Raw genomic sequence first — 22871 nt, 5'->3', positions numbered from 1 at the left:
TTGCCACCAGTGTTCATGGTTTGGCCATGGCACCTTGCAGTTTCATCGCGTGTTTTCTTGAATGCTTGCTTGAATCTTAACTTAAATGCTTAGCGCATAAGGTCAATTCAAAGGTAATCGTAGAGGTATTGGCTAAGGTTATTGCCAAGTGCGCTCATAGGCGCCTAATGTGGTGGTTTGCCCCTCTGAGACCTTAGATAGCGCTCTGTTCCATTCATCTTGGGTTTGATATTGGTCCGGGTTATCGAGATAGGTATCGATGGCACGTCGCCACACCGAGGTGACTTGCTCTACGTAAGCCGGGCTGCGTTGTCGGCCCTCAATTTTTAAAGACACCACTTTTGCTTTGGCGAGCTCAGGGAGTAGGCTTAATGTATTTAAACTTGTGGGCGACTCGAGCAGGTATGTCGGCTCACTGTTATCCTGTGTGGTATATCGCCCCTTGCAGACCACGGGGTAACCCATCTGTTCGTCTATGGAGGATTTATCAATAAGGACCTCGTTGAGGCGTGTCAATCGGGTGCCATCTTTCTCCTGCCAGCGAACGTGCTTAGCCGGTGAACAGGAGCCACCTGTGTTGGGTGACTGGCCAGTCACATAAGAGGAGAGGTGGCAGCGGCCTTCGGCCATGATGCAGAGGCTGCCAAAAGCAAACACTTCCAAATCCACCGGAGTGACCTTAGAGAGATCTCTCACCTGTTTCATCGATAAGACCCTGGGCAATACGGCGCGCTCTATGTTGAACTCTTCCTTGTAGAGCTTCAATGCACCCAAGTTGGTGGCACTGGCCTGCACAGATAGATGCAGTGGCAGGTGAGGGTAGTGGCTGTGGGCATAGTCCAGCAATGAAAGGTCGGCCATGATCAAGGCATCGATCCCGGTATTGGCTGCAATATCGACCGCTTCGTACCAACGTTTCTCCTCTCCGGGTTTGGGAAAGGTGTTGATGGTCAGGAAGATCTTCTTTCCCCGCTTCTTAGTGTATTCGGCTGCTTGCTGAAGTTTTTTCGGGGTAAAGTTGAGACCCGCGAAGGATCTGGCATTGGTGTCATTCTTTAAACCTAGGTAGACGGCATCGGCCCCTGCATTGAGTGCAGTTTTCAGCGATGCTAAATTACCTGCCGGACACAGCAGTTCCATATTCTTACTCCAAGGTACTCCCAAAAATCGAAAAGTGAGTGTAAAAGGGATTGGCTATCCAATACTTGATGTAAAACAGGTTTGTGATCATAAAATATGGGTAAAATCGTTTTCTTTTTGACTCTCCTGCTGTAGGCAGAGTGTTATATAGGCTATCGGATACCAGATTAATATGCAGATACCACTTTCAGGTAATATCGCCAAGCAACTCCTCAATCTTGCGCCTAAGCTTATGCGCCAACCATTGGCTATGGTGCCATTCAAGTTGAAGGCCGATGTGTTAGTTCGCCTGCTGAGATTAATGCTCAAGCAGCAGGGGGAAGATGAAGAGTTGGAATTTTTATCTGGACGTTGGGTGGCTATTCATGTTGAGGACATGGGATTGGAGTTTGAAGTCAGCTATGACTCTCGTTGGTTGGTACGCCCAAGAACCGATGCACAAGTGGTGTTTACGGGACATTCGAAAGAACTGCTCCTGATCGCGGCGGGGAAAGAAGATCCCGATACGCTTTTTTTCCAGCGTAAGTTGTCCATCGAAGGCGACACCGAGCTGGGATTAGAGGTGAAGAACCTGCTGCTCAGCGTCGAGTTCGATACCTTACCATCACCGATCAGGCACAGTATTGAAAAGCTGGCACTGGTTATCCGCCAGCTGCAGATTAAGGCCGAACCTGAGATGGCGTAAGTATAACGAGTGTCAAATGGCATAAATGTGAAGCTTATTGCTGAGCTCTAGGGAGCTGGGTATTATACCATTCCGAGTAAGTATCTGATCATTCAGCGGGAGTTCAAAGCGCTGCAGGCAAGGCGGATGTTTGAAGCTAATAGTTATTCTCGGCAACAAGCTCCTGCGTTGCTCTACCTCCTGCATCCATGCAGTCGTATATCGAGAACATTCAACGTAGCATAAAGTGTTTTGAACCCCGCACTACGTGAGGCTCTCAGTGTTTCCACTTCTGTGTTGCATTGATTCTAAAGGGAATAACTATTTCGTCATCAATGTGCCTTGAATTGAAAAAACTGAGAGTCTCTGAATTGACCACATACTTATATGGAATGTTATTATAGGGGTAACCACAAACGTTATCCCGAGGCCATATGTTTACTATTGGACAACTCGCTAAAGCCGCCGAGGTTAATGTTGAAACGGTGCGCTATTATGAAAGACAAGGCTTGATAAAGCAGCCACCTAAACCCGTTCAGGGTTATCGACGTTACCCACAAGATGCCCTGCTCAGGCTGATGTTTATCCGTCGTGCCCAAGGACTGGGTTTTACGCTCAATGAGATCGCTTCCTTGATCTCCTTGAGCGCGGGACACTGCAGCGATATTCAGCTACTGGCCGAGAAGAAGTTACTAGCGGTGCGGACAAAGATAGACGATCTGCAACGACTGGAGCACAGTTTGGCCAATCTGGTCGATGAGTGTCGCCATAATCCCGATGAAGCCTGCTGCCCCATCATCAGCTCCTTGGTTCCCGAGCATAGCACTTCTTAAAACTCGCTATGGCATCTTAAAACTAGCCATAGCACCTCTAAAACGAATTTTAGTACTCGTCTATTGACTCCGTATCTAGGTACAGGCTTTACACTCTGAATATAATCACACTTCCTTGTGGATAGACTTGATAACTAGAGCCTATGAATACTGAGACAGATGATAAAACCTTGAAAACAGACTCTCCTGCCTGGCCTATGGTGGGTGGAGTGTTGGCCGCTATAGGTGCCAGCCTATGTTGCGCCGGTCCTTTCGTGTTGCTTATGCTGGGGATCAGTGGCTCATGGATTAGCACCTTAGCGGCATTTGATCCCTTAAGGCCTTACTTTATTGCCCTTGTCGTCGGCCTGTTTCTTTGGGCGGGCTGGAAAGTTTATCGCCCGCTAGATCTGTGTAGCGCTGACGGGGTCTGCTCGGTACCAGATAATCGCCGCCGCTCTAAGGTCGTGTTCTGGCTGACGAGCCTTATCGCCGCCATTTTGGTCTCGAGCCCCTATTGGCTGGTTTGGCTGATGGCATAATTTTGATTGGATCTGGAGAAAGAGATGAAACCACGGATATTGATGAGTAAAAAGAGCACTGCTACCACTGTTATGTCCCTCGTACTGCTGGCCTCAGCACTGGGCATCATGCCTACAACGGCTCTGGCCGAGACCCGCAGTGTTAACTTAATGGTGCCAACGATGGATTGTGACATGTGTCCCATCACAGTGCGTAAGGCATTGGAAAATCTCGATGGTGTGGAGCAGGCTAAGGTAGATTTTGGCGATAAGACAGCCTGGGTTATCTTCGATGATGACAAGGTTAGCGTGGAGCGTTTGATGGAGGCGACCAAAGATGCAGGTTATCCCTCCGAAGTTATAGAAGCGCGTAAAAACAATGACAGTAAAGAACACAGTAACGTTAATAAAGGGAATGAGTCATGACTGATAAGGTGATTTTGGAGTCGGTATTAACCTGTCCTGAGTGCGGTAATAGCAAGATGGAGACCATGCCAACCAATGCCTGCCAATGGTTCTATGAATGTGAGCGATGTCATAGCCTGTTAAAACCTAAGACCGGAGACTGCTGCGTGTATTGCTCCTACGGCTCAGTGCCTTGCCCACCGATCCAGCTGGCACCGGCTCAGAAAGGCAAGGGTGCTTGTTGTAGCGTTTGACTCGTGCTTCTTTCTATTTGGCTTACTTTTAATGACATGAAACGGATTAAAATAGATCGAACTAGTTTAGCTATCCAGCCAAAGGCTTAAGGGAAGTAACAGATAGGCGGTAAACATAGAAATGATCAAAATAGCGCTACTGAACCATAGTGCTCGTCGTTGCCATTTCAGTGTGTTTTGTGAGCCTGGTTCACATGCCGTCATCCTAGTGAGCCTCCAAAAACAGTAAGCCAGTATGATAGCTGTGAGCGTGAAGGTGATGTGTTTGTATTGAGACACCGTGACTAACCAGGGTAAGGTCGAGACCATAGCGACGACGGCGCTGCCCATACCCAGAGCCACCAATAGTATCGGTAGGGCGCAGCAGGTCGTGCCAATCAGGGCTAGACTAAAGCCTCCCAGTAAGGAGACGTTGGTGGTGAGCTTGTCTCGATTAAGCATCTTTGTACCGTCTCATTCTATTACCTATAAATTCACGTCTCTTATAAAACTCATGTTATTTAAATAACGCTTTCAAAACACGAAGCCTATGCCGAGCGTAAACTCCTCGCCATATGACACTTGAATGCCCTCGACATCTTCATACAGGGGCAACTTATATTCGGCGCGAAACATGATACCGGCGCGATACCAGACGAATATGGGACCGGCGGACAATCGTTTTCCTCCGGTCGTCCCTGCAGAGTCTCGGCCTTCTTGTTCGAGTCTGGCACTGATATCCAGCATCAGAAATATACCAGTGTTACTTAGGTTATCGTGATAAGGGTGCCAGCCTATGTTGATGTCCAGGCCGAGCTCATCGCCTTTATCTATTCCCTTGTCACCTTTGTTATTTACCCAGTAGAAGAGATCGTAGTATTGATACAGCTTGGCCTGCTCGAAGCTGGCTGAGAGGCTTAAGCCCAGATCTATGCTGCCATCTCCAACTGGAAAGCTAGCATCTGTACTGCCCGTGGGCAGGCGGATGCTGGGGGTGATGGCAATATTTCCCGTCGAGTTTGCTTTATTCTTATATCGTTTCAGAGGCAGGCCTATGATCAGATCGCCTATGCCCGATCCGCTTTCATGTACAGGACCGATATCTTTAATCACAGTGCGGCTCTGTTTTATATAGGGGAGTTTGAAGCTGAGCCTGACTTCACGTTTAAAGGTATAGATGCCTTCGAGCCAGAGTGTGTTTATGCTCCTGCTGCATTTGGCTTCATTGGCCATTTTCGATGTACCGTCGAGCAAGACATCCGAGCTAATATCTTGCCAGCGTAGCTGAAAGCCCCAGCCATCTTCCCAACGAGGAGCCATATCCATCACGGGCTGGTGGGCGAGTGCTGGCTGGGAAGTGAAAATCAGAGTCAGTGTCAGCAACATCAAGTAAAGCAGGCACGACAGGCGGATATTCATAAATCATGGCCTGAACTTAGCTTGTGGATACTGCATTCTTGGCTCACTGAATTCGTAGACATGGGATACATGAAACTTAGAGACTAAGACCTCTTCGGCGTTACTGGCCTTGGCTTGAGCCGCGGTGAGGGTGATGTCGATCAATACTCGTTTTCCGGTAATATCGGTTAACTCGGCCGTTTGAGGTAAGTTATAGACTTGCTCTTTATCTTGGTCGACCAGGTACAATGTGCCGTCACTGCTTTGGATCCTGCCTTCGATAACGCCATGATAGGAGACGGGATCATAACCTCCCTTGATGATAGCCGTGGCTATGTCGGCATAGGCTACGAATTTATCGGCTAGTAAGGCTAAGGTGATTTCTTGGGTGTTGATGTCTATTAATACCCCGTTTTGGCCAAATTGTGTTTTATCTAAGAAGGGGAGCTTAGACAGGTTCTTTTCGACCCCAAAGGCGCAGAATGAGCAGACAATGCCTTTCACTTGTATAGTGAGTCTATCTAGGTTGATGGTTTCTGTACTGGCTTGTGCAAGGGGAATAACGCTTAGCAGCCCGAGCAATATCGAGATAAGCACCTGTTTGAGGAACATATATTTAATCACTGTCGACATCCTTAGAATACTCAGATCACCCCTAATTTAATTTTAGTCTCCGGACGCGGCTACAAGTCAATATTTTTGTAAGAAAAACCAGAGATTTTAACCTTGGCTTCTCTTCAGCTTGTTAACGAAAGCTTGGTGTGCTCGTTGTTAATTGTTAGATAAACTTGGCTGGGAGACTCCCCCAGAATAAATGTCACTTTCATGTCATTTATATTGCTGTGAACCCTTTCAGCAAGGTGCTTTAAGGGATTAACACTCTTGCTGTTGGATTCAAATGTAGACTGATTGTTGTGATGCATATGTGTGAGGGTTTATGGGATAAATAAGTCATTACACACCTTTTATTACAGTCTCAACAAAAGGTTATTTAATCTCTTTATGATCTTCACAGCTCAATCTTTCACTTTTTCATATTTCTACTATATTTTTATTGGACTTATGGTTGTTTAGGTGCCGATGAGGTATTGAAAAAATCTGCTCTGATATTGAGTGACTTTTTTAAAGGTAATAATGTTTCAAGGCTTTATAGAGCTGAGTTTGTCTGTTTGCTTTCTGGGGAAAGTTTACAGCAAAACAAAAGTAGATTGACGGCGTTTTTAGAAACAAGTAGCAGGAATAAAGCGCCCTTTAATGAAAAGCATAAGTTATTGACTAAAGCGAGCTGATTTTAGTCAATGAAGTAAAAAATAGCTAAAGGTTTACTCGACAGGCTTGCCTGTGATCAAATGGTATTTTGCTAACAGTTCATCGTCAGTTTCTTTGCGAGCAGGGTCAGGGTCGATACAGTCGATGGGGCATACTGAAATACAGGTCGGCTTGTCATAGTGACCGACGCATTCGGTACAAAGATCTGCATCTATCTCATAGATCTCTTCGCCCATAGTGATCGCCTGATTAGGACATTCGGGCTCACACATGTCGCAGTTGATGCAGCTGTCGTCGATCAATAATGCCATTCTTCTATTTTACCTGTTGTACATGCATAAATGTTTAGTCTTAGGTATCAACTGCCGCAGTCGATACCTGGTATATCAGTGGCGTCGATCAATAATGCCATCTTTTCGTATTTTACCTGTTTTATCTTTACCTAAAACTTAAAACTTAGGTCCTAGAGCCTAGAACCTAAGATCTAAAGCCTAGTATCTAGGCGTGTGGATTACGGGTATCTTGTCCCTGGGCCAAGTTACGCAGCAGAACCGCCTTATCTATGTCTACACCATCGGGCAGAGCCAGGAAGACGAAATGTCCCGAGCCTAATGCAGATTCGACGTTTGCGCCTTTGCGATTGATCAGCTGCTCAATCTTGAATGTAAGATTGCCCTGAGGAGTCATCACCTCGACGCTATCGCCGACGGAGAACTTATTCTTAACGTCAATCTCGACCATGCCGGCATCGTTACGCTTGCCAGTGAATTCGCCGACAAATTGTTGAGTGTCGCTGATCGAATAACCATAGTCATAGTTCTGGTACTCGTCATGGACGTGACGACGCAGGAAGCCTTCGGTATAGCCTCGGTGTGCCAAGCCTTCGAGGTTATGCATCAAGGTGCGATCGAAGTTTTTACCCGATGCCGCATCTTCGATTGCCTGACGATAGAGCTGGGCCGTACGTGCTACATAGTAGAAAGACTTAGTCCGGCCTTCGATCTTCAACGAGTCGATACCCATCTTAGTCAGGCGATCGACGTGCTGAATGGCGCGCAGATCTTTGGAGTTCATGATGTAGGTACCATGCTCATCTTCGAATGCCGGCATATACTCGCCGGGTCTGCCAGCCTCTTGTAATAATACCACCTGATCGGTCGGTTGCCCTTCACCTAATGTCGGCTTCTCAATTTGGACACCATGTTGATCCACAAGAGCTTGAGGGTTTACGGCAACTATGTCACCTGTCTCGGTCTGCTTCGCTTCATGGACGTCGTACTTCCAACGGCATGAGTTGGTGCAAGTGCCCTGATTAGGATCGCGCTTGTTGATATAGCCAGACAGTAGGCAGCGGCCCGAATACGCCATACAGAGTGCACCGTGAACGAAGACTTCCAGTTCGATATCCGGGCAACGCTGACGTATCTCTTCAATTTCATCCAATGAAAGTTCACGGGATAAGATCACTCGTTTGATACCTTGCTGCTGCCAAAACTTTACCGAGGCCCAGTTGATGGCGTTTGCCTGAACCGATAGGTGGACCACCTGTTCCGGGAAGGCTTCTCTGACCATCATGATTAGCCCTGGGTCGGACATGATCAAGGCGTCGGGTTTCATGGCGACAACTGGCTCCATATCCCTGATATAGGTCTTTAGCTTAGTGTTATGGGGGGCAATATTGCTCACCACATAGAGTTTCTTACCTAAGCTATGGGCCTCCTGGATTCCTGTTGCCAGGTTTTCCATTTTGAATTCATTATTTCTCACCCTAAGGCTGTATCTTGGCTGGCCTGCGTAGACAGCATCTGCACCGTAGGCAAACGCATAACGCATATTTTTCAGTGTCCCAGCGGGAGACAGTAACTCAGGTTTAAACATAATGATTCTCTATTAACAGTTAAAGGCGCAACAAGCGGGCGGGCATTTTACTCGGAGCCTGCATTCTTAAGCAAATTGAGCTTACATTAACTTGATCTAAATCAAGTCTTCGGATTTTGGTAGGTCTTTTAGATCTAGCTTTAGCAGAAATTTACTCCCTAATAATCCTAAAGTTAGCTAGAATCTAAACAAGATGTTAACTGCATGGATACTTTTTACACCTCGAGTTAACGTAACCACTGATATACTCGGCAAACTCATTGAGTTAAATTTGGTTGCTAAATAGATAATGGGAGCACGAATGTCTACTGAACATGAACTACTGGTCAGGCTTTTAAAGAAATTAAAGGCTGACTCCCTAGTTTTGCCGACGCTACCTGAGGTGGCTATGCGAGTTCAGGAGGTGGTATCCAGACCCGATTCAAGTCCGAAACAGGTTGCCGAAATTATTGGCCAAGATGCAGCTATATCTGCAAGAATGATCAAAGTGGCTAACAGTGCCCTGTATAGCCGAGGAGTGAAAGCCGAGAACATTAATAGCGCCGTCACTCGTATAGGCTTGACTCAGATTAAGGCCATAGCAACATCGGTCGCCATGGAGCAGCTGTTTATTTCGACTAACGAGATGGTGTGGGAGGTGATGGATGAGGTATGGTGTTCCTCTATCGAGGTGACCTCAGCAGCTTGCGCCATGTTACAGATCTACATTAAGTCTCATAAAGGTTGTGGCTTGAGTTTTGATACTCTGACACTGGCGGGATTGGTGCATAATATCGGCGCTCTGCCTGTATTGACGGAAGCCGAGTCTCAGCCTGAACTCTTTACCAGTATCGATCAGCTTAGGGCGCTAGTGCGAAAGATGCAGGGGCCCATAGGCCGCGCTGTGCTGAAAAGCTGGGATTTTGCTCCGGAAGTGATGGAAGTTGTCGAGCGGTGGTCAGATCTTTCTTACCTGCCTGATAATGTCTCTTATATGGATTTTGTTCGAGCCGCAGCCTTCTATACCGGCGAGCTCAGATCTGGAGTCAATCTTGGAGAGAGGCTAGATGTATTTGTGCAGCGTGGATTACCTGTGTCGCCAGATGAGTTAGCCAGCGATGAATTCCTCGATAAGTATCATTCGATTAAGTTGAGCTATGAGTAGCCCGCTAATTTGACTCATGAGCTAATGTAGAGTCATTGACTGTTAGAGTATGGATCAAGTATCTAAGTAAATATTTTTTAAGGAGTTAAATTACTCGCGTGGAAAGCGGCTGGCCCTATTGGGTTTTATGGTTAATTTGTATCGCTGGTATCCTCATTTGGTACCGGCATAAAAAGCGTGAAACAGCTTTTCTGCAACATCTTCTAAGCCTGCTTCAGCAACAAAGAGATAAGCTTGGGATCAAGCCATTGGTTGACTCCCAAGGGCATGTCATTTCATCTGATAAAACCCCCAAGAAATATGCCCGGCTGTATCATGAGCTGCAACGACTCATCTTCGAGCTACCCGGTCCAAGCGATAAAGATAAGTTGACCGGACTCCCTAACCGTCTGGGGGTGAAATCACGTTTAAGTGGATTGAGTACCATTAAGCAAGGTAGCTTAGTCTTAATCGATATCTACCGGTTTAGGTTTGTTAACGATCTGTTTGGATTCTCCGTCGGCGATGAATTACTCAGGCAAGTGTCGAAACGACTCATAGCTCCAGCCTCTCAGGCTGTGTATGTGGCGAGAATGAATGAAGATGAGTTCCTGCTTTATTTTGAGGCGCAACAGAGTGAAAGCATCTTGTTGACACTGCAAGAGCAGCTACAAACTCCCTATGAAATAGAGGGGAGTACTATTTCCGTACAGATTCAGATGGGGGTTGTCGATCTCAATTTGCATCATACTCATGTCAGCGCCCTGTTGAGGCGTCTCGATCTCGCGCTGATAAAAGCCAAATCACGTAAACCTTTCTTTGCCTGTTATGTTAAAGGAGATGATTTGAGTCAGCAGCGTGAACTGAGCATTATTCATGACCTTCCCAAGGCACTCCAGCAAGGTCAGCTTTACATGGTTTATCAGCCCAAATTAGATGTGGCATCGGGAACCTACACCCAAGTAGAAGCCTTAATGAGATGGAAACACTGTGAATTAGGTCATATCTCTCCCGCTGAATTTATTCCTTTGGCCGAATATGCCGGCATGATCGAGCTGCTCAGCCAGTGGGCGTTAGAGCAAGTGCTCTCTCAACAGGCCAAGTGGCAGGCCATGGATGTTCGTCTTCAGGTTGCGGTGAATCTTTCGACCCAAGATATGATCAGTGCCACCCTGTGTGACGATATTCAGGCTAAGTTGGGCCGTTATGGTGTGTCAGCCGATTCACTCTCTATCGAGATCACTGAGAGCCATCTTATGGATGATATGGGGTTGGCGATAGCCACAATTGAGAAGTTAAAAGAGATAGGAGTAAGCGTTGCTATAGATGATTTTGGAACTGGTCATTCCTCATTGGCTTACCTAAAAAACTTTCCTGTCGATGAAGTTAAAATTGATAAGGCCTTTCTCGATGACCTTTTGACTGACAAACGTGCCGCACATATCATGAGATCTAGCATAGATTTAGCGAAAGGTCTGGGCTTTAGTATCACAGTTGAAGGGGTTGAAACCCAAGCGGTGAATCTTGCTCTGATTGAGATGGGGGCCGATAAAATCCAGGGCGATCTCTTTGCTAAACCCATGACAGCTAAAGAGATTGAAGCAGAGCAGATACGGCCCGCCTAATATCTGCAGGTATTATACCGTGATCTGCTTGGCGCTCTTTGGGATCACAGAGGCGACACACTTTGGTGACTCTCGGTAAATGACTGGCATAGATGTGCCAATAAGTCTGCCGACATAGGCGTCAGCTGTCTCGCCTTATTCATGCACACCATTTCGATGTTGGCGGTGACAGCTGGCTTTTTCGCATTCGGACGCCAAATTTCCTGGTGCCAGACAGTTCTGTATTTACTCTCGAAGTAGAAACGAGTCCTGATGTCTATAATATCGGCGAATTCAACGCCGTCATGACACAACATATCACTGCGATAGACAGCAAAACCTAATCCTTGTTCATCCCAGAGTCTAGCTAATGTTTTAGCTCCGATGACATGCTCTCTCGCTCGCTCAAAATATTTAAGAAAATTAGGGTGGTAAACCACGCCTGAAAAATCCGTATCTTCGTAATAGATTTGAACCGGGAAATGGAATGTAGAACTGTAATTCAGCTCTTTAGGGCTTTGAACTGTCTTGTGCATGATGATTGTTTGAGCCAATACTTCTGAGAATTGGCGCTAGTCTAGCACAGAGATTTTAATACTTGTCTCTAATTAGTAGATTCGATAGATGTCATTATTTTTTGATAACTACCATCTTGCTTGAGTGAGTTCAGGCCGGTATCCAGAAGTTTTGCCAGGGTTTCAGCCTGTGGATTGTCCTTAGAAAAAGCCAGATAGACCTGGCCTGTATGATTGGTGAAGGTCTTCTCTATATCTGCGGCGACTCCCATGCGTTGAATATATTGGTCGGCGACTAAATCATACATGATAGCAAGATCAATTCTGTCCAGTAGTAGCAAGTTGATCAGCTGGTTATGATTGGAAAGCTTAAATATGTGAACATTTGGCAGCAAGTTAAGTTCATCACCATATTCATAGCCTTCGATAATTCCCACCTTAGTATTTGGCGGGAACTGCCATTTATCTATGGCTTGGACTGGTTTTTTTACATTCTGATAGAAAGAGGCCGTTGCAGAGAAGAGAGGTTGTTCACCGAAGACAAAATGATTTTTGGTGCTTTTTTCCTTAACCAGATTGAAGACACCATCGACGAGCCCTTTCTTGGCCATGACTACAGCTCGTGAGTAGGGCACTACTATGCTCTTGACTTCAATGCCTACCCGAGAGAAAGCCGAATTGATGATGGAATGAGAGATACCTGTGCCGGAGGCATTGGCAAATGGCGCCCAGTTATCTTCTGCCGCAAGCTTGATGACTCGACGGGACTCTTGGTTAGTGTCATCTTCATGAGCATAGCTACATGGGCTGAGCAAGGTTGAGCTAGCAAATATAATTGCCTTCAAAAAGGCTAAGTTTGGTCCTGACATGAGTCCGTTTACCCTGAATATCCATATAAGTTGCCGTGCCATCTTAATCCATTTTTGATTGACGGTGACTTTTATTTATATGTTTTTTTTGTTTCGTTCCTTTAGCCTGAATTAAGAAATCTGTGGCGGAAATGAGATACTCCAAGTTTATGTTTGTCTTCTATTTTGAGCTTAATTTGACCCATCTCATTAATGGTATGCTTCTGCTACACTCAAAGCTGTAAACTTCCAAATATACTGAGGAAAAACTGCGACTCATGGATTCAGAAGTGATTTTTTCCCTGGTACAGAATGCCGCATTACTGTTAGCTATGGTGTTTGTCTATGATGCCGTGCCTAGAAAGCAGCAGAGTGAATACTTTTTCATATGGCGGATATCGCTCGGAGCCATCATAGGTGGGATCACCATCACGACTATGATGACGCCCTGGGAGTACCAGAGTGGCATATTTTTCGATACACGTTCGGTGATTTTAGGTATTTCGGGCCTGTTTTTTGGCGGTCTTCCTACTTTTGTCGCCGTCTGCATCGCTGCTACCTACCGGCTAATGGAGGGAGGCGTTGCAGTTTGGGCAGGGATAGGAGTGATTATTTCTTCGGGTCTGTTTGGCAGCTTATGGCGCTATAAGCGTAAGGCGGTGATCGCCGAGCTTAACTATAAAGAGCTTTATCTTTTTGGCTTTATTCTTCACCTGATCAGTTTAAGTTGGATGTTTGTGCTGCCCCTGGAGATGGCTATTAATATTCTGATACAGCTGAGCTTTTCTGTATTACTGATTTTCCCAGTGGCCACCACCTTACTTGGCTTACTCCTGTCCAGAAGACTGGAGATAGAACGCGATGCCAAGATACAGTTACAAGATGACTTTATGTTTCGCTCGCAGTTTAATATCGGCAATATCGGCATTGGCATCTCTACGGTGGATCAGCATTGGGTAAAAGTGAACCCTAGGGTCTGTCAGATGCTGAAATATACCGAGGCCGAGTTGTTAACAAAAACTTGGGTTGAGATGACACATTTTGAAGATCTTCAAACAGATTTACTTCAGTTTGAACGCATGTTGCGAGGTGAGATTGATGAGTATGAGATGGACAAACGTTTCGTCGCTAAAGATGGGAGCATAGTTTATACCCACTTGACCGTCGCTTGCCAAAGGATAAACGATAAGGTGCAGCTGATTATTTCAGGCTTGCTGGATATCACCTCCCAGAAACAAGCCGAATCGGCGATGCGTTCGAGCCAGGAGCAGCTTGCCTTAGTGCTTAGTAGCAGTGAGTTAGGCTTATGGGATTGGGATATAAAAACTAATGGAGTCGACCGGAATGAACGATGTGCGGAGCTATTAGGTTGCAGTGTCGATGAGCTTAAGCATAACGAGAGGTTGTGGATAAATGGCATACATCCACAGGATAGAGTGGCTGTGCTGCATTCTATAGACGCTCATTTAAAAGGGGAGAGTGTTCAGCATAGTATCGAGTATCGACTCGTGTCTCTTTCGGGAGAGACTCGTTGGATTTTAGACAGTGGTAAGGTCGTCAGCAGAGATGCCAAAGGTGTACCCCTGCGTATGTGTGGCACCCACACAGACATTACCGATAGAAAAAGGGTCGAGGAGTCGTTAAAGCTAGCGGCTTCTGTTTACAATAACTCCAGCGAAGCCATGAGTGTGCAAGACAGTCAGGGGAAAATCATCACCATCAACTCGGCTTTTTCTGAGATAACAGGTTATAGGGAAGATGAGATTATCGACCAACATATTGAAATTTTAAGATGTGAAAGGACCAATAAATCTCAGTTTGAGCAGATGATTTTTCAAATTATGGAGACTGGAAAGTGGCAAGGTGAGCTCTGGCTAAAACATAAGAATGCGACGGAATATATCGTCTGGTTAACGATGAATACCATCTATGACAGCCGAGGCGAAGTCTATCGACGTGTCGCGCTCTTCTCCGATATCACAGAAAAAAAACAGACCGAACAGATCATCTGGAAACAGGCGAATTATGATCCTCTGACGGGACTGCCCAATCGTCGCATGTTGCTGGAATATCTGGGTACTGAGTTGCTCAAATCTGATCGTAATAACCAACACTTTGCCTTGATGTTTTTAGATCTGGATTATTTCAAGGAGGTCAACGATACCTTAGGCCATGATGTGGGCGATCAGCTATTGATTGAAACGGCCAAGAGGCTGAAAAGCTGTATACGTGAATCCGATGTCGTGGCTAGGTTGGGAGGAGATGAATTTACGATCGTGCTTTCGGCCATAGAAAATAATAAAGGCGTCGATAGGGTGGCGGGTAATATTCTATCCCGTTTATCTGAACCCTTTAACCTGGGGAATGACACGGCCTATATTAGTGGGAGTATCGGTATTACACTCTATCCCGATGATGCTTCAACGATAGATAGCCTACTTAAACATGCCGATCAGGCTATGTATGCGGCTAAAGATCTGGGCAGAAATCGTTTTCATTACTTTACTGCTTCGATGCAGGAAGAAGCTCGTTATCGGATGATATTGATCCGTGATTTACGCCAGGCCGTGAATAAGAAAGAGTTTGAGATTTTTTATCAGCCCATTATTGATCTGTCTACCGGGGAGATGCATAAGGCCGAAGCCCTTATTCGTTGGCATCATCCTGAAAGAGGCATGGTGTCGCCCAGCGAGTTTATCCCTGTTGCCGAAGACACTGGCCTTATCATAGATATAGGTAATTGGGTGTTTTCCCAGGCGGCAAAACAGAGTGCACACTGGCGAGACAAGTTTGGCGTCGAGATCCAGATCAGTATCAATAAATCCCCAATACAGTTTAGAGACGAGGGGGACAGCTTCGAAGATTGGATTGTGCAACTAAAAGATCTAAATCTTGCTAGCAACAGTATCTGCGTCGAGATCACCGAAGGCCTGTTACTTGATGCGAGCATGGGAGTATCGGAGAAGTTATTAGCCTATCGCGATGCGGGGATACAAGTGTCGCTGGATGATTTTGGCACAGGGTATTCCTCATTGGCTTATTTGAAAAAATTTGATATTGATTATCTCAAAATTGATCAGTCCTTCACCCGTAATTTAGAATCTGATACCGATGATGTGACCCTGTGTGAGGCGATTATTGTTATGGCACATAAGCTAGGCATGATGGTCATAGCCGAAGGGGTCGAAACTGAGTACCAAAAAAATCTTTTAGCTAAGGCCGGGTGTGACTATGGTCAGGGCTACCTTTTTTCAAGACCCATTCCTGCAGCCGATTTTGAGCAGAAATATATACGGGCTATCGCAGAGATGGGACATGAAAAGGTATCGTCGTAGCCAGTGAAGTCGGTTTTTGATAGACTCCGCGCTCATTTATTATCCCACGTGAGTTTTCCATGAAATTTGACGCCCTCGACTTGAACCCCTTATTGATCGATGCCATCGATGAATGTGGTTATCAGCAACTCACACAGGTTCAGTCAGAAGTCATACCGGTTGCCTTATCCGGGGTCGATCTTATGGCGTGCGCCGAAACGGGAACGGGCAAGACGGCCTCATTTGCCTTACCTTTATTAGAACGCTTACTCAAGGAAGAGTATGAGTCGCCTTGTCTTCGCGGCCTTATTCTGACGCCTACCCGAGAGTTGGCTATTCAAGTGGCCGAGAATATCACTCGCTATGGCCAGTTTACCTCTCTAAAGACATTAGCCGTCTATGGTGGGGCGAACATGAACCCTCAACGTAAGGCATTGAATGCCGGTGTCGATATTTTAGTGGCTACACCGGGTCGATTGTTCGATTTTGTCGGCCAGCATGGACTCAATTTATCTGACGTTACCAGCCTTATCATAGATGAAGCGGATAGAATGTTGGACATGGGTTTTGTCCGTGATATTGAGAGAGTTAAGTCTCTGGTTGCATCACAACATTTAACGCATTTTTTCTCGGCGACCTACAGTGACCAAGTGAAGCTATTAGCCGAGAAGATGTTGATCTCTCCCCAATGGATTAATGTCGCTCAGACTCGCTCTGCTGCCAGCGTCGAGCAGGAGGTCTACCTGGTCGATAAACGCCGTAAAGCTGAGCTGCTCTCTGAACTCATCGGGCGTAATAACTGGCAGCAGGTATTAGTCTTTGCCACAACCAAGGAGAGCGCCGAGCATCTTAAGAGTGAGCTAACCTTAGACGGCATCAAGTGTGGCGTGTTTCATGGCGATAGAACGCAAGGGGCGAGAAACCGTACCCTGGAAGAATTTAAGTCGGGTCAACTCAGGGTCATGGTGGCTACAGACGTAGCGGCGAGGGGGATAGATATCCAAGCCTTGCCTCTGGTGATAAACCTTGAGCTGCCATATGGGGCTGAGGATTATATTCATCGAATAGGTCGTACTGGCCGCGCTGGCTTAACCGGGAGGGCTATCTCTTTTGTCTGTCCGTCCGATGAGGAGATGCTCGATGAGATTGAGAGTCTGATTGAGCTTGAGTTGCCGCGCATCGTTCTGCCCGGGTATGAGCTTGGCGCGCCTCTGCCAGCTCGATATCGGGAGACTCAAGACGTGACGACAACTAAAAAGAAATTTGAGAGACGTAAAGGCAAGCCTGCCAATAAACATAAGGGCAAACCGTCGAGCCGAGCCGATGGTGCTAAGTCGAGCTATGCTAGCCGTCGAACGGATAAGAAGCGCTAACTAGTATACCAAAGGGTATCACCAGCTGATAAACATGAAAAAACAGCTCAGGGATGTTTTTTTATTTATGGTGTTGATGGTATTAGTGAGTTAATACCATTCCATATAAGTATCTGGTCAGTTCGAGACTCTCAGTTTTTTCAATTCAAGGCACATTGATGAGGAAATGGTTATTCCCTTTTAAGTCAATGTAACACAGAAGTGTAAACACTGAGAGCCTCACGCAGTGCGGCTGATCTTTAAAGCAAAGGGCAAAGCCCTTTATGCTACGTTGAATATTCTCGATATACGACTGCATGGATGCAGGAGGTAGAGCAACGCAGGAGCTTGTTGCCGAGAATAACTATTAGCTTCAAACATTCGCCTTGCCTACAGTGCTTTGAACTCCCGCTGAATGATCAGATACTTACTCGGAATGGTATAAGAAGTCTTCGACGCCCGTGACACCGAAGTATTGTATCGAACGTTTAACCACTATTTTCTTAGCGATCAGCTGGCCGTCCTTGAAAATTTTCACCACCTTCTTGCCGCCTTTATCATCGGCGCTGTATTCGTGAGCATCGTTTAGTCTCAAGTCATCGAACTGGCTCTTCATTATCAAATGCATAGTCACTCCAGTGTGAATGTATCGATTTTGCTATCGAGCCAATATTGAGCCCGAATATTGAGTCACCTTTCGATATTAGTCCTATTTCCCGTTGAGCGCATTAGAGAGTTGCACTCATTTATAGTCGTTATTTAGATCTGAGATTGAATATCTCACATTTAAACAGTGTGTTTTTGTTTGTTTATTGTGATTTATTTGTTTGCGTGTTGTTTTATTTTGTTGGTGATGGTGTAAAAACCACTTGTTTGGTTAAGTTATTTGGCTTTTGATGGTTTTTTTGTTTTGATTTTTTTATGGTTTAGATTATTGTGTGCGCCGCTAGGAGAGCACTGAGTCTGATGTAATTAAATTAGACTCTGGATAATATCAAGGATTGATAAAACCTATCTTTATAGTCATATATTATCTCTATACATCTATTTTTCTCCTAGCACTACAATATAAGGGAATAAATTGATGAAACACACGACTACGGCGCTAGCCATCCTACTTAGCCTTTCTAGTATGAGTGCCGTTGCTGCACAAGATAACGATTTTCAACATGAAGCCGGTCTTAATTACGGTACTAATTCTGAAGAAGTCGGTGATGGCATCTGGAATGCGTATTACCGTTACTATTTCAAAGGTGTTGACCAGAGCAAGAGCCCATATGCGCTAAATGGCTTCCTGGCTCAAGAGTCTAATATTGGCGCTAACTACAGTAACTTTGATACTCTGGATACGGATACTATTGGAGTCGATGGCACTTTCGTCTTCGATTCAAACTGGTTTGTATCGGCTAACTACCAAAGATTTGATATTGGCAGCTTTGATTTTAATACCTATGGCGCAGAAGTAGGTTATTACTTCAATGATTCTTCTGCTGTCTCTGCTTTCTATCAAGATGGTGACAACAATGTCGAAGAGAGCTACGGATTAAAGCTACGTAGCTATATCGCGCTTCAATCCACAGCGGGTGTCGATCTTCAGGCTAATTGGAAACATAGTGACTCAGATGACATGTTCAATGTCAGTGCAGATTGGTACGTGAATAACTCTTGGTCTGTAGGTGCTGGTTATACCAATAATGATGATGACGATGCTTTTGATATTCGTACTGCTTATTGGTTACGCATCTCTGATAGCTTCTCGGCTAACTTCGCAATATCTAAAGTGCTAGATTCAGATGTCGACGGTGTCGGTCTTGGCTTAGGTGTGGTTGGCCGCTTCTAATCTTACCACTCTCCTTTGATGCATCAGCTATTGCGGCATTTGCCACCTAGCTGATGATGTCTGAAAGATTATTTAAAGGGCGCAACCATAGGTTGCGCCCTTTTTATTACTGCTAAGCCAACTGGGGCTGCTCTTTGGTTTGGTGTGCTTCGAGTCGAGGCCGAACAAACAGTAAGTAATAAACTAAGGTTGCCACAAACCAAGATATGGCCAGGCTCCAGATCCCATGGGAGAAGAAGTGTGCGCCTCTTAATTGCTGAGTCAGGCTAAATAGTCCACCTAAGCAGAGACCAAAGGCTAAACCTAGCTTACGATATTCAGGTTTTTCCTGGAGGAAAAAATAGTACAAGGCTACCCAGGCATAACCGCCGCTGGAGTGTCCCCCGGGGAAACATTGACCAAATTGTGCACCCACGGGTAGGGCGTTAAAGATAGGCACGTATGGAAGGCTGCCACCAAATTGAATCACATCCCAGGGGCAGCTGACATGTGTGAAGTCTTTTGCAAATTTTATCAGCAAAATACTGGTTAATACGCTGATAAACAAGCAGATCAGGCTGCGCCTGTATTTACACCATGTTGAGCGTCTAAAGCTGGTGCCTATGATACAAAGCAGTAACACGCCTAATAGAATAATAAAGTTTCGTCCCCCCTCGTGCAGCACATTCTCGGTCAACCAGTGATCTCTTAATGGCCAGTAATCGACTCCGCCCTGAATATTGAAGATGAACTTAGCTATCGACAGATCGAATTGAAAGTATTCGAACAGGCCAGCGATTAACAGAAATGTTATCAAGGGGTAAGTAATGTGCCTACTGATAGAGAAATGTCTGGGGTTAGTCGTTGAAGTCATTTTATGCTCATTGGGTTAAACTTTCGCTACTCTTGCTCTTATTTATCAATCCAAGTTCGATAAATGTCGTTACGTTTTGAGCTTGTCTTTGCGTGAGTCTATTAGCTTTGAGTGAAAAAAATGTCATATAGCTCGGATAACTTAATGTCAGAGAGGTGTGTACTAGGATTAGAAGCAGTGATTTAGACCATTCAAGGGGACATGTCACAGATTTAACAATAAAGGTTAAATTCAGAACTATATTGATTGTTATGTGTATGACTCAGGCATAAAATAGGCCTAAATATAAAGATGTATAAATAATGCCTGTTTAAGTCCGGAGTGACCTTGATGCTCAATATTGATGATCCAGCAGTGACAGAAAAGACGCCGGCCATTTGGCGATTGGCTTTTAGACCTTTCTTCTTAGGCGGCGCGACCTTAGCTGCCTTGTATATCCCACTCTGGTTAGTCACCTGGTTTATGCCGCAATACAGCCTGTTTCAGACTGAATTCTGGAGCAAGGTAGTGCCACTCTGGTGGCATCCCCATGAGATGCTGTTTGGCTTCGCCATGGCGATTGTCGCTGGTTTCTTGCTAACGGCGGTGAAGAACTGGACCAATCAACCCGGCTTGACTGGCATTGGCTTAGCGGTGACTTTCTTCTGCTGGCTCACCGCCCGTGTCTTGCTCTTGCTTCCTTTCGATATTCCGCTATTAGTGCCCGCTCTGTTTGATTCACTCTTCTTAGGGTTAACCGCCTTCAAACTCTGGACTAGCATCTATAAAGTTAAGCAGTGGCACAATATTGGCTTTCCTATCATGTTGTTTCTGGCCTTGTGCATTAACCTGCTGAGTTACTATGCCTTAAATGAGAGAGACTTTACGCTTTCAAACCATATCTGGCAGGCGATGATCTGGTGGATGGCACTGCTCATCACTATCGTTGGTGGTCGAGTCATTCCTTTCTTTACCGCTATTCGAATTAAACAGGAGAAGCCCGAGTCTATTCCCCTGTTAGAGAACGCCTTAATCTTGGTGATGTTACTGTTGGTGATCCAGGCCATAGGTCAGTTTTTACCTAAGACTGTAGAGCAGTGGTTATTAGTGGTGGCTGGGGTACTGCATCTAATACGATGGGCTCGCTGGAATCCACACAAAACACTGAAAGAACCCATGCTCTGGTCGCTGCATATAGGTTATCTGTTACTACCTGTAACCTTGCTAGCGCTTGCCTGGAACATAGATAACCTGCTGGCTTATCGCAGTCTGCTGCACCTTTTTGCCATAGGAACCTTGGCAGGTATCTGTTTGTCGATGATCTCTCGGGTTTCTTTGGGTCACACTGGTCGCAATATCTATGCAGGACCTAAGATGTCGATAGCCTTTGCCAGTATCGCTCTCGCGGCAATATTTAGAGCACTGATGCCTACCCTAATGCCGGATCATTATCAGACTTGGTTGTGGATCTCCGCTGGTCTCTGGTTTATCGCCTTCGGTCTGTTTGTCTGGCATTACACCCCTGTGTTATTTCGTCCCCGTATCGATGGAAAACCGGGTTAACATGCTAGTTTAAATACATTTATTTAATTCTACCTATTTAGGTATAAATTGTAGCGCTGGTTATCATTTCTAACTGGCGCTCGAATCTTCTTTCCCCCCTTTCATCTAGACTAGTGATAGTAATAAAACTTTAGGTAATTCAATCTTATGATAAGACGGATTTCTCGGACTATAGTAAGCGTGACTCTATTGACGAGCGTGATGTTCTCAGGTCTATCCTTGGCCGATGCTGAAATAGATTCGGTGCAGTTAGCAGATAAAACTCAGTTTCCTGCTCAGTTTGATAGCTGGGCTGCCACCGAGGAACAGGTTGAGCGCGAAGATATGCTCGCCAATTATCCGGCTAATATCATCTTGTGGGCAGGCTCTTCATTCGCCAAGGAATACCATAGCCCAAGAGGTCATCAATTTGCCGTAGCCGATGTGACTCATACCTTGAGAACCGGTGTGGTACCTGAAGCGGGAACTAAAGGCCTATCGGCCAGTTGCTGGACCTGTAAGACGCCCGATGCACCGCGTTTAATGAATGAGCTTGGGGTTCAGGGATTTTCGGGGAAAAACTTCACCTCCCTCGGCAGTGAGATTAAGAGCGTGGTCTACTGCACCGATTGTCATGTTAAAGGCTCTGAAAAGTTAGCTTTGCCCAGGCCTCATGCACAAGATGCCATGACTAAAATCCATCTGCCGTTCGATAAACAAGACACTAGTATGCAAGGCGCTCAGGTCTGCGGCCAATGTCATGTGAGCTATTATTTTCAGCCTGAGAGCAGTAATAAGGTCAACATCCCCTGGATATTTGGTAACGACGCCGACAAGATTGAGAAGTACTACGATACCCGTCGCTTCTATGAGTGGATCCATCCTATCTCTAAGACCCCAATTCTAAAGGCCCGCCACCCGGAATTTGAACATTGGAGTCGCAGCAAGCATGCTAAGCGTGGCGTCACCTGTATCACCTGTCATATGCCGGCAGCGACAGATAAAAATGGCAAGGAATATACTAACCATAAGGTGGGTAATGCACTAGCGCAATTCGATAAGGCCTGTAGTAGCTGCCACTCTAGTCAAAGTAAGATAGAGAAGGCGTTAGACAGAGACAAGCAAGCCATCGATAAGGCCGCACGACATGTAGAGAACGTGTTGGTAAAGGCGCACTATGAAGCCAAAGCCGCCTGGGTAGCCGGAGCGAGTTGGCCAATCATGAACGATGCCATTATGGCCATTCGTCATGCTCAGTGGCGCTGGGATTTTGCCATGGCATCCCACGGTCTCTATGCTCACAATCCACAAGAAGGCAAGGCACTGCTGGCTAAGGCTACTGAGCAGGCAAATTACGCCCGTGAAAAGCTGAAAGAGATATTGAGTAAGCTGGAGGTTAAGCATGTTTACTATCCTGATATCAGCACCAAGGAGAAGGCCCATCAAGCCATTGGGATCTCTGTCGAGGAACTGACTAAAGAGAAGCAGGCATTTCTTAAAGAGGAAGTCGAAAAGAACTGGTCACCGATAACTGCCAGAGGTTACTAAACAGCGGTAGAGATACGCTCAAAATGCCGTTCA

Annotated in this window: 22 protein-coding genes; 12 read left to right on the top strand and 10 right to left on the bottom strand. The window is 45.8% G+C overall.

Features of this window, described 5'->3' with window-relative positions; translation table 11 throughout:
- Nucleotides 1-138 precede the first annotated feature (138 nt).
- A complete protein-coding gene (gene ubiU / locus FS373_RS08750; protein WP_144045420.1) occupies nucleotides 139-1140 on the bottom strand; it encodes a ubiquinone anaerobic biosynthesis protein UbiU in 1002 nt (333 codons plus the stop codon).
- A 172-nt stretch (nucleotides 1141-1312) separates the two neighbouring features.
- Between ubiU and ubiT the strand changes: the two genes are divergently transcribed.
- From ubiT to FS373_RS08725, 5 genes are all read left to right on the top strand, one after another.
- Nucleotides 1313-1825, top strand: coding sequence for a ubiquinone anaerobic biosynthesis accessory factor UbiT (ubiT, locus tag FS373_RS08745; RefSeq protein ID WP_144045421.1), 513 nt, complete (start codon nucleotides 1313-1315; stop codon nucleotides 1823-1825).
- Between the two features lie 413 nt (nucleotides 1826-2238).
- The gene (gene merR / locus FS373_RS08740; RefSeq protein WP_152829271.1) at nucleotides 2239-2637 is read left to right on the top strand and encodes an Hg(II)-responsive transcriptional regulator; all 399 of its coding nucleotides are present in this window, start codon (nucleotides 2239-2241) and stop codon (nucleotides 2635-2637) included.
- Nucleotides 2638-2780: 143 nt separating this feature from the next.
- Nucleotides 2781-3158 carry a mercuric transporter MerT family protein gene (locus FS373_RS08735; RefSeq protein ID WP_144045423.1) on the top strand — a complete coding sequence of 126 codons (378 nt, stop codon included), beginning with the start codon at nucleotides 2781-2783 and terminating at the stop codon, nucleotides 3156-3158.
- Between the two features lie 24 nt (nucleotides 3159-3182).
- Entirely contained in the window at nucleotides 3183-3563 is a 381-nt protein-coding gene (merP, locus tag FS373_RS08730) for a mercury resistance system periplasmic binding protein MerP (RefSeq protein WP_322619471.1), read from the top strand.
- On the top strand, nucleotides 3560-3796 hold the full coding sequence (locus FS373_RS08725) for a GDCCVxC domain-containing (seleno)protein (RefSeq protein WP_144045424.1): 237 nt from the start codon (nucleotides 3560-3562) through the stop codon (nucleotides 3794-3796). Before merP ends, FS373_RS08725 begins: the two co-directional genes overlap by 4 nt.
- A gap of 66 nt (nucleotides 3797-3862) precedes the next feature.
- Here the strand turns inward: FS373_RS08725 and FS373_RS08720 are convergent, their stop codons facing one another.
- From FS373_RS08720 to yegQ, 5 genes are all read right to left on the bottom strand, one after another.
- Nucleotides 3863-4237: a mercuric transporter MerT family protein gene (locus FS373_RS08720; protein WP_144045425.1), complete on the bottom strand. Its 375-nt coding sequence runs from the start codon at nucleotides 4235-4237 to the stop codon at nucleotides 3863-3865.
- A 72-nt stretch (nucleotides 4238-4309) separates the two neighbouring features.
- A complete protein-coding gene (locus tag FS373_RS08715) occupies nucleotides 4310-5194 on the bottom strand; it encodes a transporter (protein WP_152829270.1) in 885 nt (294 codons plus the stop codon).
- A 3-nt stretch (nucleotides 5195-5197) separates the two neighbouring features.
- The gene (locus FS373_RS08710) at nucleotides 5198-5797 is read right to left on the bottom strand and encodes a heavy-metal-associated domain-containing protein (RefSeq protein WP_229381108.1); all 600 of its coding nucleotides are present in this window, start codon (nucleotides 5795-5797) and stop codon (nucleotides 5198-5200) included.
- A gap of 698 nt (nucleotides 5798-6495) precedes the next feature.
- Nucleotides 6496-6753, bottom strand: coding sequence for a YfhL family 4Fe-4S dicluster ferredoxin (locus FS373_RS08705; RefSeq protein ID WP_144045426.1), 258 nt, complete (start codon nucleotides 6751-6753; stop codon nucleotides 6496-6498).
- Between the two features lie 187 nt (nucleotides 6754-6940).
- Complete coding sequence (gene yegQ / locus FS373_RS08700; protein ID WP_152829269.1) at nucleotides 6941-8320, bottom strand: tRNA 5-hydroxyuridine modification protein YegQ; 1380 nt, start codon at nucleotides 8318-8320, stop codon at nucleotides 6941-6943.
- A 301-nt stretch (nucleotides 8321-8621) separates the two neighbouring features.
- On the opposite strand from yegQ, the gene FS373_RS08695 reads away from it, so the two are divergent.
- A complete protein-coding gene (locus tag FS373_RS08695; protein WP_144045428.1) occupies nucleotides 8622-9464 on the top strand; it encodes an HDOD domain-containing protein in 843 nt (280 codons plus the stop codon).
- A gap of 98 nt (nucleotides 9465-9562) precedes the next feature.
- Nucleotides 9563-11068 (top strand): bifunctional diguanylate cyclase/phosphodiesterase, encoded by a 1506-nt coding sequence (locus FS373_RS08690; protein ID WP_322619470.1) that lies wholly within the window; start codon nucleotides 9563-9565, stop codon nucleotides 11066-11068.
- A gap of 44 nt (nucleotides 11069-11112) precedes the next feature.
- On the opposite strand, the gene FS373_RS08685 is transcribed toward FS373_RS08690, so the two are convergent.
- Both FS373_RS08685 and FS373_RS08680 read right to left on the bottom strand, forming a co-directional pair.
- Complete coding sequence (locus FS373_RS08685; RefSeq protein ID WP_152829268.1) at nucleotides 11113-11583, bottom strand: thioesterase family protein; 471 nt, start codon at nucleotides 11581-11583, stop codon at nucleotides 11113-11115.
- Between the two features lie 68 nt (nucleotides 11584-11651).
- The gene (locus tag FS373_RS08680) at nucleotides 11652-12431 is read right to left on the bottom strand and encodes a substrate-binding periplasmic protein (RefSeq protein WP_152829267.1); all 780 of its coding nucleotides are present in this window, start codon (nucleotides 12429-12431) and stop codon (nucleotides 11652-11654) included.
- Between the two features lie 257 nt (nucleotides 12432-12688).
- Between FS373_RS08680 and FS373_RS08675 the strand changes: the two genes are divergently transcribed.
- Together FS373_RS08675 and FS373_RS08670 are read left to right on the top strand one after the other, a co-directional pair.
- Nucleotides 12689-15745 (top strand): EAL domain-containing protein, encoded by a 3057-nt coding sequence (locus FS373_RS08675; protein ID WP_144045432.1) that lies wholly within the window; start codon nucleotides 12689-12691, stop codon nucleotides 15743-15745.
- A 59-nt stretch (nucleotides 15746-15804) separates the two neighbouring features.
- The gene (locus FS373_RS08670; protein WP_144045433.1) at nucleotides 15805-17097 is read left to right on the top strand and encodes a DEAD/DEAH box helicase; all 1293 of its coding nucleotides are present in this window, start codon (nucleotides 15805-15807) and stop codon (nucleotides 17095-17097) included.
- A gap of 406 nt (nucleotides 17098-17503) precedes the next feature.
- Here FS373_RS08670 and FS373_RS08665 read toward each other — a convergent pair whose 3' ends face one another.
- On the bottom strand, nucleotides 17504-17704 hold the full coding sequence (locus FS373_RS08665; RefSeq protein WP_144045434.1) for a hypothetical protein: 201 nt from the start codon (nucleotides 17702-17704) through the stop codon (nucleotides 17504-17506).
- Nucleotides 17705-18160: 456 nt separating this feature from the next.
- Between FS373_RS08665 and FS373_RS08660 the strand changes: the two genes are divergently transcribed.
- Complete coding sequence (locus FS373_RS08660; protein WP_144045435.1) at nucleotides 18161-18916, top strand: putative porin; 756 nt, start codon at nucleotides 18161-18163, stop codon at nucleotides 18914-18916.
- A gap of 112 nt (nucleotides 18917-19028) precedes the next feature.
- Here FS373_RS08660 and FS373_RS08655 read toward each other — a convergent pair whose 3' ends face one another.
- A complete protein-coding gene (locus FS373_RS08655) occupies nucleotides 19029-19769 on the bottom strand; it encodes a phosphatase PAP2 family protein (RefSeq protein WP_152829266.1) in 741 nt (246 codons plus the stop codon).
- A 330-nt stretch (nucleotides 19770-20099) separates the two neighbouring features.
- Here FS373_RS08655 and FS373_RS08650 point away from each other — a divergent pair, with 330 nt between their 5' ends.
- Nucleotides 20100-21311 (top strand): NnrS family protein, encoded by a 1212-nt coding sequence (locus FS373_RS08650; protein ID WP_152829265.1) that lies wholly within the window; start codon nucleotides 20100-20102, stop codon nucleotides 21309-21311.
- Nucleotides 21312-21512: 201 nt separating this feature from the next.
- The gene (locus FS373_RS08645; protein ID WP_152829331.1) at nucleotides 21513-22838 is read left to right on the top strand and encodes an ammonia-forming cytochrome c nitrite reductase subunit c552; all 1326 of its coding nucleotides are present in this window, start codon (nucleotides 21513-21515) and stop codon (nucleotides 22836-22838) included.
- The last annotated feature ends 33 nt before the right edge of the window (nucleotides 22839-22871 follow it).

The sequence above is a fragment of the Shewanella sp. YLB-07 genome (assembly GCF_009377275.1).
Note: the sequence above shows the minus strand (reverse complement) of the source record. Positions and strands in the feature narration are given on the sequence as shown.

Excerpts from the sequence above, each read along its gene's own strand:
- ubiU (WP_144045420.1), bottom strand. The coding sequence starts at position 1,140 with ATGGAACTGCTGTGTCCGGCAGGTAATTTAGCATCGCTGAAAACTGCA.
- ubiT (WP_144045421.1), top strand. The coding sequence starts at position 1,313 with ATGCAGATACCACTTTCAGGTAATATCGCCAAGCAACTCCTCAATCTT.
- merR (WP_152829271.1), top strand. The coding sequence starts at position 2,239 with ATGTTTACTATTGGACAACTCGCTAAAGCCGCCGAGGTTAATGTTGAA.
- FS373_RS08735 (WP_144045423.1), top strand. The coding sequence starts at position 2,781 with ATGAATACTGAGACAGATGATAAAACCTTGAAAACAGACTCTCCTGCC.
- merP (WP_322619471.1), top strand. The coding sequence starts at position 3,183 with ATGAAACCACGGATATTGATGAGTAAAAAGAGCACTGCTACCACTGTT.
- FS373_RS08725 (WP_144045424.1), top strand. The coding sequence starts at position 3,560 with ATGACTGATAAGGTGATTTTGGAGTCGGTATTAACCTGTCCTGAGTGC.
- FS373_RS08720 (WP_144045425.1), bottom strand. The coding sequence starts at position 4,237 with ATGCTTAATCGAGACAAGCTCACCACCAACGTCTCCTTACTGGGAGGC.
- FS373_RS08715 (WP_152829270.1), bottom strand. The coding sequence starts at position 5,194 with ATGAATATCCGCCTGTCGTGCCTGCTTTACTTGATGTTGCTGACACTG.
- FS373_RS08705 (WP_144045426.1), bottom strand. The coding sequence starts at position 6,753 with ATGGCATTATTGATCGACGACAGCTGCATCAACTGCGACATGTGTGAG.
- yegQ (WP_152829269.1), bottom strand. The coding sequence starts at position 8,320 with ATGTTTAAACCTGAGTTACTGTCTCCCGCTGGGACACTGAAAAATATG.
- FS373_RS08695 (WP_144045428.1), top strand. The coding sequence starts at position 8,622 with ATGTCTACTGAACATGAACTACTGGTCAGGCTTTTAAAGAAATTAAAG.
- FS373_RS08685 (WP_152829268.1), bottom strand. The coding sequence starts at position 11,583 with ATGCACAAGACAGTTCAAAGCCCTAAAGAGCTGAATTACAGTTCTACA.
- FS373_RS08680 (WP_152829267.1), bottom strand. The coding sequence starts at position 12,431 with ATGTCAGGACCAAACTTAGCCTTTTTGAAGGCAATTATATTTGCTAGC.
- FS373_RS08675 (WP_144045432.1), top strand. The coding sequence starts at position 12,689 with ATGGATTCAGAAGTGATTTTTTCCCTGGTACAGAATGCCGCATTACTG.
- FS373_RS08670 (WP_144045433.1), top strand. The coding sequence starts at position 15,805 with ATGAAATTTGACGCCCTCGACTTGAACCCCTTATTGATCGATGCCATC.
- FS373_RS08665 (WP_144045434.1), bottom strand. The coding sequence starts at position 17,704 with ATGCATTTGATAATGAAGAGCCAGTTCGATGACTTGAGACTAAACGAT.
- FS373_RS08660 (WP_144045435.1), top strand. The coding sequence starts at position 18,161 with ATGAAACACACGACTACGGCGCTAGCCATCCTACTTAGCCTTTCTAGT.
- FS373_RS08655 (WP_152829266.1), bottom strand. The coding sequence starts at position 19,769 with ATGACTTCAACGACTAACCCCAGACATTTCTCTATCAGTAGGCACATT.
- FS373_RS08650 (WP_152829265.1), top strand. The coding sequence starts at position 20,100 with ATGCTCAATATTGATGATCCAGCAGTGACAGAAAAGACGCCGGCCATT.
- FS373_RS08645 (WP_152829331.1), top strand. The coding sequence starts at position 21,513 with ATGTTCTCAGGTCTATCCTTGGCCGATGCTGAAATAGATTCGGTGCAG.